This window comes from Novosphingobium sp., assembly GCF_041905565.1.
In the GTDB taxonomy this organism is placed as follows: domain Bacteria; phylum Pseudomonadota; class Alphaproteobacteria; order Sphingomonadales; family Sphingomonadaceae; genus Novosphingobium.
The window spans coordinates 127,881-139,619 of the sequence record NZ_JAYRKX010000002.1 but is presented as its reverse complement, the minus strand read 5'-3'; the positions used below and the strand labels follow the sequence as shown (position 1 = coordinate 139,619).

The window sequence follows — 11,739 nt, the reverse complement described above, 5'->3', positions numbered from 1 at the left end:
GCCAGGGCGGCCCCACGCGGCAATCGCGGCAATTGCGCTGCTTACTGCTTGGTCGCGCCGCCCAGCGGGTCGACCGGCGCGGCGGGCGCCGCAGCCGGCGCTTCAGCAGGGACCGCCGGCGCCGAGGCCGGGACCTGGGTGCGCTGCAGGCTGGTATCGATCGAGCGGCCCGAGGTGGTCCGCACCGCGAGCACCGCCAGGACGATGCTGAGCACGACGAACACCGTGGCCAGGATCGCGGTCGAGCGGGTGAGGAAATCGGCCGCGCCGCGCGCCGACATCAGCCCGGTGGGGCTGCCGCCAACGCCGAGACCGCCGCCTTCCGACTTCTGCATCAGGATGACGGTCACCAGCAGGGCGGCGACGATCGCCTGGACGACAGTGATGAAAATGAACAGCGACATGGCCTATCCGCATGAAACGAGAATTGCCGCGCATCTAGGCGCGGTTGGCGGCAAGCGCAAGGTTTGCCGCCCGAAACCCGCGATCAATCGACCGCCGGGCCTGCCGCCGCGACGATCTGGAGGAAGCTGTCCGCCGTCAGGCTGGCCCCGCCGACCAGCGCGCCGCCAACATCCGGCACGCCCAGCAGTTCCACCGCGTTGCCCGCGTTGACCGAACCACCGTAGAGGATCCGAACCGCCGCGCCCGCATCGCCATAGATTTCGACCAGCTTGGCGCGGATCGCGGCATGCATCGCCGCGACATCCCCGACCGAGGGGACCCGCCCCGTGCCGATCGCCCAGACCGGCTCGTAAGCCACGGTAACCCGCGCCGCATCGCCCTCGCCGAGCGGGAGCGAGCCGGCGAGCTGGCCGGTGACGACCGCTTCGGCCTGGCCGGCATCGCGCTCGCCCTCGGTTTCACCGACGCAGACGATCACGTCCAGCCCGGCGGCCAGGGCCGCATCGGCCTTGTCCTTGACCACGGCGTCGGTTTCGCCGTGCATCGCACGGCGTTCGCTGTGCCCCAGAATGGTGAAGGTCGCCCCCGCGTCCTTCAGCATCGGCGCCGAAATTTCGCCGGTGAAGGCGCCGCTCGGCTTGGCGTGGCAATCCTGCCCGCCCACGAACAGTGCCTGGGCGGCTTCGGCCATGGCATGAACCAGCGTGAACGGCGGCGCGATGCCCACGCGCACGCCGGGGTGGCGCTGGGCCCCGCGGTCAATCGCCCGGGCTTCGGTCATGGCGGCGCGCAGGCCGTTCATTTTCCAGTTTCCGACGATGTAGGGTCGGTGCGGCATGTTTTCCCCTGTCTGCTTTGGCTGAATGCGGACATCGCGTCCGTCGAATCCTGATTGCGCCTAGGCCACGGCGGCACGGCTTGTCAAAGCCCGGCATTAACCTTTGCGACAAGCCGTGGGTAGGCGCAGCAGCGCCATTGCGGGATGCCGAATTGCCGCCTAAAGCCGCGCGATGCGCCCGCAATCCGCGGGCGATCCTGTTTGGCGAAGGTGCAATGCTGCAGTTTTTCCGCAATTTCTTTCAGTCCAAGCTGGGCGTGATCGTGACGCTCAGCTTTGTCGGCCTGATGGCGCTGGCCTTTGCCGGGGGCGACATCGCCTCGAGCGGGGCGTTCGGCGGCGTTGCCGGGGGTGACCGGGTGGCCAAGGTCGGCAGCGACCGGGTCGATACATCGGAACTGGAACGCGCGGCGACCCGCATGGTCGAACAATTGCGCCAGGAAGATCCCAAGCTGACGATGAAGGACTTCCTCTCGCGCGGCGGGCTCGACCGGGTGCTGGGCCAGCTGGTCGACCTGGCGGCGCTGCGCAATTTCGGGGAAAACCACGGCATCTTCATCGGCGACCGGCTGATCGACAGTGAAATCGCCAAGATTCCCGATGTGAAGGGCCTCGACGGCAAGTTCAACGACCAGGCCTATCGCGGCTTCCTCGCCCAGCGCGGCCTGAGCGATACGCAGTTCCGCGATCAGATCGCCGCCTCGCTGATGGCGCGCCAACTGCTGACCAGCGCCGAACTGGGCGTGGCAGTGCCAACCGGCCTCAGCCAGCGCTATGCCGGGATCGTGCTGGAACGCCGCAGCGGGCAGATCGCCCTGCTCCCCTCCACCGCATTCGCGCCCAAGGCTGCGCCGAGCGACGCCGATCTCACCGCGTGGTACAAGGCCAACCAGGCCAGCTACGAACGCCCCGAACGCCGCGTGATCCGCTATGCGACCTTCACCGATGCGGTAATCAAGGGCCTGGCCGCACCGACCGAGGCCGAAATCGCCGCGCGCTACAATGCCAACAAGGCGCAGTACGCCGCCAGCGAGGCCCGCAAGTTCAGTCAGCTGATCCTGCCGACCGAAGCGGCCGCCAAGGTGGTGGCCGCCGAAGTGGCCGGGGGCAAGACGCTGGAAGCCTCTGCCGGCGCCAAGGGGTTGAGCGTTGCGACGCTTGACCAGCAGAGCCGCGAGCAGCTCTCGGGGCTGACGTCGGCAGCTATTGCCGATGCCGCGTTCAAGGCCGGCAAAGGTGCGCTGGTCGGTCCGCTCAAGGCGCCGCTCGGCTGGGTGGTGCTGCGGGTCGATGCGATTGAAGGCAAGGCTGGCAAGTCGCTTGACCTGGCCCGCGCTGAAATCGTCACCGCGCTGGCTACCGAAAAGCGCCGCGCCGCACTGACCGACTATTCGGCGCGGATCGAGGATGAATTCGACAATGGCGCGACCCTGGCCGACGTGACCAAGGAACTGGGCCTGACCCTGACCGAAACCGCACCGCTGACCGCCGATGGGCAGGTGTTCGGCAAGCCGGGCGAAACGGCCCCGCCGGTCCTCGCCCGCGTGGTCCAGACCGCCTTCACCATGGAAAGCGAAGGCCAGCCGCAGCTGGCCGAAGTGGAAGCGGGCAAGACCTTCGTGGTGTTCGACGTCGGCCAGATCATGGCCCCTGCCGCGCCCCCGCTGGCCGAAATCAAGGCCCAGGTGCAGACCGATTACATGCTGGCCAAGGGCGCCGAGGGCGCGCGCGAGGCGGCGAAGAAGATCGAGGCTGCGCTGAAGAAGGGCAGCGACATGCAGGCCGCCGTGGCCGCGCTGGGCCTGGCCCTGCCCGCGGTAGAAAAGATCGACCTTCCGCGCCAGGAGGTCCAGGCAATGGGTGAACGGGCCCCGCCGCCGGTGGCGATGATGTTCGCCGTGCCCAAGGGCGCGATCAAGCTGATGGCTGCCCCGCAGCGGCGCGGCTGGTACGTGGTCAAGGTGACTGACGTGATCCCGGGACAGATCGCCCCCAACGATCCGCGCATTGCCGAGGTCAAGGGCTCGTTCACCGGCATCCTTGGCCAGGAATACTACCAGCAGCTGATCGCCGCGATGCGCAAGGACGTGGGCGTGAAGCGCAACGACAAGGCGATCAAGGCGGTCGAAACGCGCCTGCGCGGCGGCAACTGATCCGATGATCGGCGCGGGACTTGAAAACGGCGAAGCGGCACGCGCGGCCCTGATCCAGGGCCGCCCGGGCATCGTCTGGCGACGGCTGATCGCGGACACGGAAACCCCGGTCGGCGCGGCACTCAAGCTGATTGAGCCAGGTCGCGGCGACTTCCTGCTCGAATCGGTCGAGGGCGGCGAAGTGCGTGGGCGCTACAGTCTGCTTGGCCTCGATCCCGATCTGGTGTTCCGCGCCACCGGCCCGGCGGCCGAGATCAACCGCGCCTGGCGCCACGACAAGCACGCCTTCGCCCCCCTGCCCGGCGGCAGCCTGGCCGAACTGCGCGCGCTGGTCGAAGCCTGCAAGATCGATGTCCCCGCTGCCCTGCCTCCGGTGCTGGCCTGCCTGGTCGGCTACTTCGGCTACGAAACCTATGGCCTGGTCGAAAAGCTGCCCCGCCCGCCGCAGAGCGCGTTGGAACTGCCCGACATGCTGTTCGTCCGTCCGACGCTGATCCTGGTGTTCGATCGGCTGAGCGACGAGCTGTACTGCGTCGCCCCGCTATGGCCGGGCGAAGGCAGTGCCGACCAGGCGCTGGCCGCTGCCGGCGACCGGATCGACTCCGCGCTGCGCCGGCTGGCCGCACCAGCCAGTGAGCCCGCACTGGACGCCAGCCTGCCCGAGCCGGTGCTGACCCCCACCCTGCCCGCCGGCGCCTATGGCCAGATGGTCGGCAAGGCCAAGGACTACATCGAGGCGGGCGATATCTTCCAGGTGGTGCTGGCCCAGCGCTTCACCTGCCCGTTCCCGCTGCCGCCGCTGGCGCTGTACCGGGCGCTGCGCCGGGTGAACCCCTCGCCATTCCTCTATTTCCTCGATTTCCCGGGCTTTGCCCTGACCGGGTCCAGCCCGGAAATCCTGGTCCGGGTGCGCGATGGGGAAGTGACGATCCGCCCGATTGCCGGCACCCGTCCGCGCGGCAAGACTGCCGACGAGGACCGCGCCAACGAGATCAGCCTGCTGGCCGATCCCAAGGAACGCGCCGAACACCTGATGCTGCTCGATCTGGGCCGCAACGATGTGGGCCGCGTGGCGCAGGCCGGCACGGTCAAGGTCACCGAAAGCTACACGATCGAGCGCTACAGCCATGTGATGCACATCGTCAGCAACGTGGTCGGCCAGCTTGATGCCGCGCACCACGACGCGATCGACGCGGTCTTCGCCGGCTTCCCCGCGGGCACCGTCAGCGGCGCCCCCAAGGTCCGCGCCTGCGAGATCATTGCCGAGCTGGAGCCCGAAACGCGCGGAGCCTATGCCGGCGGGGTCGGCTATTTCGCGCCGGACGGTAACCTCGACAGCTGCATTGTGCTGCGCACCGGGGTGGTCAAGGACGGCATGTTGCATGTCCAGGCCGGCGCGGGCATCGTCGCCGATAGCGACCCGGCCTATGAACAACGCGAATGCGAGGCCAAGGCCGGAGCGCTGATCGCGGCGGCCCGCGAAGCGGTCCGCGTGGCCGGACTGGCCGGGTTCGGACAATAGGGAGCAGCTCGATGGCAGACAGGCAACTCGCGCTGGTAACGGGATGTTCGACCGGCGTAGGGCTGCACGCTGCCGTGCGGCTGGCCGAAGCCGGCTGGCAGGTCGTCGCCACGATGCGCGACACCGGCAAGAGCGCGGCCCTGCTCGAGGAAGCCGCGAAGCTGGGCGTTTCAGTTGAGATTCTGCCGCTCGACGTGACCAAGCAGGCCTCGATCAACGGCGCGGTCGCCGATGTACTGACGCGGCACGGTCGGATCGACATCCTGGTCAACAATGCCGGGGCCGGATTCCTCGGCAGTGTCGAAAACACCAGCGATGCCGACCTGCGCCGGACGATGGAAGTGAACTTCTTCGGCGTGTGGAACATGACCCGCGCCGTGATCCCGCACATGCGGGAACGCGGCAGCGGGCGGATCATTTCGGTCACCAGCGTCGGCGGCCTGCTCGGCCAGCCGTTTAACGAATCCTATTGCGCGGCCAAGTTCGCGGTCGAAGGGATGATGGAAGGATTTGCCCCGCTCGCCCGCCAGATGGGGATCAAGGTCAGCCTGGTCGAACCCGGCCCGATCAACACCGAATTCGTTGCTTCCGTTCGCAGCACTTCCGCCGAGGCCATCGCTGGAATGACCGAGCCCTATGCGTCGATGGTGGCCAATTACCTGGGCGCCACGGGCAATGTCTTTGCCACCTATGGCCAGAGCGGTGATGACATCGCCCGCATCATCGCGGACCTGGCCCGCCAGGACAATCCGCCGTTCCGCACCATCACGTCCGATTTCGCCAAGGCAATGGTCAAACCCAAGGTGGTCGATGAAACCGGCAACAACGTGATCGACCTGTTCGCCGCCCGCCTGTCTCCCAAGGCCTGAAGGAAGGAAACAATGCGCAACCTGCTGCTTGCCCCGCTGCTCGCCCTGTCGGCCCTGCTCTCCGTACCGGCTCATGCCGAGGACTGGTCGAAACAGGCCAGCGAACGCGATGTGATCCTGCGCGATTTCCGGTTTGGCACGGGCGAGACGATGGACATCTCGATCCACGTCACCACGCTGGGCACGCCTCACCGCAACGCCAAGGGCGAAATCGACAATGCGGTGATGGTGCTGCACGGCACCGGCGGCAGCGGCAAGCAGTTCTACCGCCCGCAATTCGCGGACGAGTTGTATGCACCGGGCCAGCCCTTCGACCTGGCCAAGACCTATGTAATCCTGCCTGACAACATCGGGCACGGCCAATCGAGCAAGCCCAGCGACGGCATGCGGATGAAGTTCCCGCGCTATGACTATGACGATATGGTCACCGCGCAATACCGGATGCTGACCGAAGGGCTGGGCGTGAAGCGGCTCAAGCTGATCCTCGGCACCTCGATGGGCTGCATGCACGCGTTCGTGTGGGGCACCACTCGCCCCGGCTTTGCGGAACGGCTGGCCCCCTTCGCCTGCAACGCGGGCGCGATTGCCGGGCGCAACCGGATGTGGCGCAAGATGTCGATCGACGCAATCGAGGCCGATCCGGCCTGGAATGGCGGCAACTATACCAGCCAGCCCGAACTGGGCCTGCGCACCGCCCGCTACCTGTCGATGATTGCCGGGGCCAACCCGGTGGCGCTGCAGGTGCAGTATCCCACGCGCGACAAGGCCGAAGCGTACCTCGCGGAGAGCTACGCCGCCCGCGCCGCCAATGATCTCGACGCCAACGACCAGATCTACCAGCTCGATTCCTCGCGCAATTACAATCCCGAACCGCTGCTGGAAAAGGTCACCGTGCCTGTGCTGTGGATCAATTCGGGCGACGATTTCATCAACCCACCCGAGCTTGGCCTGGCGCAGAAGATGGTCAAGCGCATGCCCAAGGCGCGGTTCATCCTGATCCCGGCCAGCCCTGAAACCAAGGGCCACGGCACCCACACCTGGGCGAAGTTCTGGAAGCGCGATCTGGTGAAACTGCTGGCGAAATGACCCCGCTGGGCCTAGAGGGCGCGCCATGATCCTTGTCATCGACAATTACGACAGCTTCACCTGGAACCTGGTCCATTACCTGATGGAACTGGGCGCCGAAGTGGAAGTGGTGCGCAACGATGCCATGACCGCCGCCCAGGCGCTGGCCACCGGGGCGCAGGGCTTCCTGCTCTCGCCCGGTCCCTGCACGCCGAACGAGGCCGGGATCAGCCTGGACCTGGTCGGGGCCTGCGCCGATGCGGCCAAGCCCTTGCTGGGTGTGTGCCTGGGTCATCAGTCGATCGGGCAGTATTTCGGCGGCAAGGTGGTGCGCGGCGGGCTGATGCACGGCAAGGTATCGCCCGTCAGCCACGATGGCACAGGCCTGTTCAAGGGACTACCCAGCCCGTTCATTGCGACGCGCTATCACTCGCTGATCGTTACAGATATTCCGGACTGCCTGGTGGTCAACGCCACCAGCGATGACGAACATGTCATGGGCTTCCGCCACGCGCACCTGCCGATCCACGGCGTGCAGTTCCACCCGGAAAGCATCGCCACCGAACACGGTCACGCCATGCTGGCCAACTTCCTCGACATCTGCGGGATCAAGGCCCGCGAACTGGCGTGACCCTGGACGAAGCCGAAGCGCTGTTCGGCCGGATGCTCGACGGCGAACTGGCGGACGATGCCATCGCCGCCACGCTGGTTGACCTGGCCGAGCGCGGTGAAACCGCTGCCGAAGTGGCCGGGGCCGTGCGGGCGATGCGTGCCCGGATGAAGCCCGTCGCCGCCCCGCCCGGCGCGATCGACGTTTGCGGCACGGGCGGCGACGGGCAGCACAGCCTGAACGTCTCGACCGCCGTCGCGTTGGTGGTTGCCGCCTGCGACGTACCGGTGGCCAAGCATGGCAACCGCGCGGCCAGCAGCAAGGCGGGGGGCGCCGATACGCTCGAAGCGCTGGGCCTTAACCTGGCCCGCGCATCGGAGATGGCCGAAGCAACGCTGGCCGATCTTGGCATCGCCTTCCTGTTCGCGCAGGCGCATCACCCCGCGCTCGCCCGGATCGCGCCGATCCGCAAGGCACTGGGCCGCCGCACGATCTTCAACCTGCTTGGGCCGCTGGCCAATCCGGCCGGAGTCACTCGCCAACTGGTCGGCGTGTCGCACCCCGGCCTGATCGCGCTGTACCGCGACGCGATGAATCTGCTCGGCTCGGAAGCCGCACTGATCGTCTCGGGCGAAGAGGGTCTGGACGAGTTGTCCATCGCCGGGACCAGCTATGTCGCCGCGATTGGCCTGCCAGGGTTTCTGACCGAGATTCGCCCCGAGGATGCAGGGCTGCCCTCGCACCCCCTGGAGGAACTGCGTGGCGGCGATGCCGCGTTCAACGCCGATGCCCTGCGCCGCCTGCTCATGGGCGAACGCAGCGCCTACCGCGATGCAGTGCTGCTCAACAGCGCGGCGGCGCTACTCGTCGCGGGCCAGGTCGATGACTGGCTCGAAGGGGTGGAGGAAGCCGCCGAAGCGCTCGACAAGGGGCTGGCCAAGGCGCTGCTGGACTGCTGGATCGAGACTGTGAAATGACCGACAAACTTGCCGAAATCTGCGCCACCAAGCGCGAGGAAGTGGCCGAGCGCAAGCCGCTTGCCAGCCTCGCCGAACTCGACGCCCGCGCGGCCGCACAGACGGCCTCGCGCGGTTTCCGCCGCGCACTGGAATCCAAGGCCGCCAATGGCTTTGGCCTGATCGCCGAAATCAAGAAGGCCAGCCCCAGCAAGGGCTTGATCCGCCCCGATTTCCACCCGGCCGACCACGCCCGGGCCTATCAGGCTGGCGGCGCGGCCTGCCTTTCGGTGCTGACCGATGCGCCTTATTTCCAGGGGCACGAGGACTATCTGGTCGAGGCCCGCGCTGCCTGTGATCTGCCTGTTCTGCGCAAGGACTTCATGGTCGATCCCTGGCAGGTAGCCGAAGCCCGGGCAATTGGCGCCGACGCGATCCTGATCATCGTCGCCGCGCTGGATGACGGGGCCATGGCCGAGATCGAGGCCGCCGCGCTCGAACGCGGGATGGACGTGCTGGTCGAAGTCCACAACGAAGCCGAGATGGAGCGCGCCGCCCGGCTGCGCAGTCGCCTCATCGGGGTCAACAACCGCGACCTGAAGCGCTTCGTCACCGACATCGCCAACACCGAACGGCTCGTTCCAATGGCGCCCGAAGGCACGCTGCTGGTCAGCGAAAGCGGGATCAACAGCCATGCCGACCTGCTCCGGCTTGAAGCCCACGGGGTGCGCTGCTTCCTGGTCGGCGAGAGCCTGATGCGCCAGGCCGATGTGACGGCTGCCACCCAAGCCCTGCTGCACGGCTGAACCAGACAATGAGCGGCCTCACCCACCTCGACGAACAGGGCAAGGCGCGGATGGTCGACGTCGGCGGCAAGGCGGAAACGCAGCGCGTCGCCGTCGCCTCCGGCCGAATCACCATGTCGCCCGCCGCGCTCGCCGCGATCCGCGATGGCACGGTGCCCAAGGGCGACGTCCTGGCTACGGCGCGGATCGCCGGGATCATGGCCGCGAAGAAGACCGCCGAGCTGATCCCGCTGTGCCACCCGCTCGCACTCGATGCGGTAACGGTCGATTTCGCGCTGGAGGCGGACAGCCTGCGCGCCACCGCCAGCGCCAGCCTGACCGGGCGAACCGGGGTGGAAATGGAAGCTATGACCGCCGTCTCAGTCGCGTTGCTGACCGTCTATGATATGGCCAAGGCGGTCGACAAGGGCATGATCATCGGCGAAGTCCACTTGATCGAGAAGCGCGGCGGCAAATCCGGCCACTGGCGAGCGGCGGACTGATGGCCGCGCCGCTGCCGCTGGATCAAGCGCAGGCGCGGCTGCTGGCCCTGGCATCGCCGCTTACGATTGAGCGGATCCCGGCTGGAGAAGCGCTGGGCCGCTACCTCGCAGAACCGCTGCTTGCCCGGCGCACCCAGCCATCGGCAGACCTCTCGGCCATGGACGGCTACGCCTTGCGCGCGGCAGACTTACCCGGCCCCTGGCAGATTATCGGCGAAAGCGCGGCGGGCCATCCCTTTGGCGGCACGGTTGGCGCCGGGCAGGCGGTGCGGATTTCAACCGGGGCGCTGCTCCCCACCGGGTCGGACATGGTGCTGTTGCAGGAAGACACGGCACGCGATGGCACTGCCCTTGCCCTCACCGGCACGCCGCCGCAGCCCCATGACCGCCACATTCGCCGCTGCGGCAACGATTTTGCGGTTGGAAGCGAATTGCTCCCCGCCGGCACACCGCTCGGGGCAGCCCAGATCGGGCTGGCGCTCGCCGCCGGACAGCGGCTCGTCGCGGTGCGGCGCAGGCCCCGGCTGGCGGTGATCGACAGCGGCGATGAACTCGCCCCCGATCCAGAAGCCTGCGCCCTGCACCAGGTTCCGGCCAGCAACGCCGCCATGCTGGCCGCCATGGCGGCGCCCTATGCCCACGAAGTGCGGTGCCTTGGCCCGGTGGCAGACGATCTGGCCGCGCTGACCAGAGCCCTCGATTCGGCAGGCGACGCGGACGTCATCGTCACCAGCGGTGGCGCGTCGGTCGGCGATCATGACCTGATCCAGCCCGCGCTGGAGCGCTGGGGCGCGCAGATCGATTTCTGGAAAGTCGCGATCAAGCCGGGCAAGCCACTGCTGATCGCCCGGCGTGGTACACAACTGGTGGTCGGCCTCCCCGGCAATCCGGTATCGAGCCATGTTACCGCCTACCTGTTCCTGCTCCCGCTGCTCCGCGCTCTGGGCGGCAGCGCGCAGCCGCTTCCCCGCCCGTTCATGGTCCCCACCTCCGAGGCACTGCGTGCCGGTGGCGATCGGCGCGAATTCCTGCGCGGCTGGTGGGACGGCGCTGCGGTGACCACGCAGATCAACCAGGACAGCGGCGCACTCGCCGCGCTCGCCCGCAGCAACGTCCTGATCGAACGCCCACCCCTTGCCCCCGCCACCGCAGAAGGAACACCTGTTCCGGTCTATCTGCTCGAAAATGGCGGAATTGCTTGACGAGATTCGAATCGTTGCCTAATTGTTCCACATTCGTTCACTGAACGATGCGGGAACGTCGCCGTGATGCCCCCGCTTCGTTCCAACGGAGTATGGCCCGCATGCTGACCCGCAAGCAGCACGAGTTGATCCGCTTCATCCAGACCCGGCTCGAAGAATCGGGCGTCAGCCCTTCGTTCGAGGAGATGAAGGAAGCGCTGGATCTCAAGTCCAAGTCGGGCGTGCATCGCCTTATCTCGGCGCTGGAGGAACGCGGGTTCATCCGCCGCCTGCCCAACCGCGCCCGCGCGCTGGAAGTGCTGCGCCAGCCTGAAGACGTCGGGACCAAGGCCCCTGCCCGCGCGGCCAATACCAACAGCGCCGCCGCCGCCGTGGTCCGCCCGCCCGAGGTGAAGCCTGCCCCGGCCAACGACGTTATCGAGATCCCGCTGCACGGCCGCATCGCCGCCGGCGTCCCGATCGAGGCTCTGGAAACCTCGGCCACGCTGCCCGTCCCCGCCGCGTTGCTGGGTGCTGGGGAACATTACGCGCTGGAAGTGTCCGGGGATTCGATGATCGAAGCCGGCATTCTCGATGGCGATTATGCCTTGATCCGCCGCACCGACAGCGCCCGGGATGGCGAAATCGTGGTCGCCCTGGTCCGGGGCGAAGAAGCGACGCTCAAGTACCTGCGGCGCGAGAATGGCCGGGTGCGGCTCGATCCCGCCAATGCAGCTTACGAGGCGCAGATCTACGATCCGCGTGAAGTGGTGGTCCAGGGCAAGCTCGCCGGGCTGCTGCGCCGCTATCACTGATCGGCTGATTGCCCGGCGCCAGCGGCGTCCGGCAGGT

The 11,739-nt window shown here is 67.4% G+C and carries 12 protein-coding genes; 10 read left to right on the top strand and 2 right to left on the bottom strand.

Annotated elements, in window-relative coordinates; translation table 11 throughout:
* Positions 1-41: 41 nt before the first annotated feature.
* Both secG and tpiA read right to left on the bottom strand, forming a co-directional pair.
* Positions 42-398, bottom strand: a complete 357-nt coding sequence (gene secG, locus ACE3N9_RS02550) for a preprotein translocase subunit SecG (RefSeq protein WP_374280853.1) — start codon at positions 396-398, stop codon at positions 42-44.
* An 89-nt stretch (positions 399-487) separates the two neighbouring features.
* The gene (gene tpiA, locus ACE3N9_RS02545; protein WP_374280550.1) at positions 488-1,243 is read right to left on the bottom strand and encodes a triose-phosphate isomerase; all 756 of its coding nucleotides are present in this window, start codon (positions 1,241-1,243) and stop codon (positions 488-490) included.
* 215 nt (positions 1,244-1,458) lie between these two features.
* Here tpiA and ACE3N9_RS02540 point away from each other — a divergent pair, with 215 nt between their 5' ends.
* From ACE3N9_RS02540 to lexA, 10 genes are all read left to right on the top strand, one after another.
* A complete protein-coding gene (locus ACE3N9_RS02540; RefSeq protein WP_374280548.1) occupies positions 1,459-3,396 on the top strand; it encodes a peptidyl-prolyl cis-trans isomerase in 1,938 nt (645 codons plus the stop codon).
* Between the two features lie 4 nt (positions 3,397-3,400).
* Entirely contained in the window at positions 3,401-4,918 is a 1,518-nt protein-coding gene (locus tag ACE3N9_RS02535) for an anthranilate synthase component I family protein (RefSeq protein WP_374280546.1), read from the top strand.
* Positions 4,919-4,929: 11 nt separating this feature from the next.
* Entirely contained in the window at positions 4,930-5,787 is an 858-nt protein-coding gene (locus ACE3N9_RS02530; RefSeq protein ID WP_374280544.1) for an SDR family oxidoreductase, read from the top strand.
* 12 nt (positions 5,788-5,799) lie between these two features.
* A complete protein-coding gene (locus tag ACE3N9_RS02525) occupies positions 5,800-6,873 on the top strand; it encodes an alpha/beta fold hydrolase (protein WP_374280542.1) in 1,074 nt (357 codons plus the stop codon).
* A 25-nt stretch (positions 6,874-6,898) separates the two neighbouring features.
* The gene (locus ACE3N9_RS02520; RefSeq protein ID WP_374280540.1) at positions 6,899-7,483 is read left to right on the top strand and encodes an aminodeoxychorismate/anthranilate synthase component II; all 585 of its coding nucleotides are present in this window, start codon (positions 6,899-6,901) and stop codon (positions 7,481-7,483) included.
* The gene (trpD, locus tag ACE3N9_RS02515) at positions 7,453-8,439 is read left to right on the top strand and encodes an anthranilate phosphoribosyltransferase (RefSeq protein WP_374280851.1); all 987 of its coding nucleotides are present in this window, start codon (positions 7,453-7,455) and stop codon (positions 8,437-8,439) included. The genes ACE3N9_RS02520 and trpD overlap by 31 nt, the downstream gene beginning before the upstream one ends.
* Positions 8,436-9,224 carry an indole-3-glycerol phosphate synthase TrpC gene (trpC, locus tag ACE3N9_RS02510; protein ID WP_374280538.1) on the top strand — a complete coding sequence of 263 codons (789 nt, stop codon included), beginning with the start codon at positions 8,436-8,438 and terminating at the stop codon, positions 9,222-9,224. Before trpD ends, trpC begins: the two co-directional genes overlap by 4 nt.
* Positions 9,225-9,232: 8 nt before the next feature.
* Entirely contained in the window at positions 9,233-9,706 is a 474-nt protein-coding gene (moaC, locus tag ACE3N9_RS02505; RefSeq protein ID WP_374280536.1) for a cyclic pyranopterin monophosphate synthase MoaC, read from the top strand.
* Complete coding sequence (locus ACE3N9_RS02500; RefSeq protein WP_374280534.1) at positions 9,706-10,908, top strand: molybdopterin molybdotransferase MoeA; 1,203 nt, start codon at positions 9,706-9,708, stop codon at positions 10,906-10,908. Before moaC ends, ACE3N9_RS02500 begins: the two co-directional genes overlap by 1 nt.
* Before the next feature lie 101 nt (positions 10,909-11,009).
* Positions 11,010-11,702, top strand: a complete 693-nt coding sequence (gene lexA, locus ACE3N9_RS02495) for a transcriptional repressor LexA (protein WP_374280532.1) — start codon at positions 11,010-11,012, stop codon at positions 11,700-11,702.
* The last annotated feature ends 37 nt before the right edge of the window (positions 11,703-11,739 follow it).

Bases quoted from the DNA above. Each gene is read 5' to 3' on its own strand.
- tpiA (WP_374280550.1), bottom strand. From the start codon at position 1,243: ATGCCGCACCGACCCTACATCGTCGGAAACTGGAAAATGAACGGCCTG.
- ACE3N9_RS02540 (WP_374280548.1), top strand. From the start codon at position 1,459: ATGCTGCAGTTTTTCCGCAATTTCTTTCAGTCCAAGCTGGGCGTGATC.
- ACE3N9_RS02535 (WP_374280546.1), top strand. From the start codon at position 3,401: ATGATCGGCGCGGGACTTGAAAACGGCGAAGCGGCACGCGCGGCCCTG.
- ACE3N9_RS02530 (WP_374280544.1), top strand. From the start codon at position 4,930: ATGGCAGACAGGCAACTCGCGCTGGTAACGGGATGTTCGACCGGCGTA.
- ACE3N9_RS02525 (WP_374280542.1), top strand. From the start codon at position 5,800: ATGCGCAACCTGCTGCTTGCCCCGCTGCTCGCCCTGTCGGCCCTGCTC.
- ACE3N9_RS02520 (WP_374280540.1), top strand. From the start codon at position 6,899: ATGATCCTTGTCATCGACAATTACGACAGCTTCACCTGGAACCTGGTC.
- trpC (WP_374280538.1), top strand. From the start codon at position 8,436: ATGACCGACAAACTTGCCGAAATCTGCGCCACCAAGCGCGAGGAAGTG.
- moaC (WP_374280536.1), top strand. From the start codon at position 9,233: ATGAGCGGCCTCACCCACCTCGACGAACAGGGCAAGGCGCGGATGGTC.
- ACE3N9_RS02500 (WP_374280534.1), top strand. From the start codon at position 9,706: ATGGCCGCGCCGCTGCCGCTGGATCAAGCGCAGGCGCGGCTGCTGGCC.
- lexA (WP_374280532.1), top strand. From the start codon at position 11,010: ATGCTGACCCGCAAGCAGCACGAGTTGATCCGCTTCATCCAGACCCGG.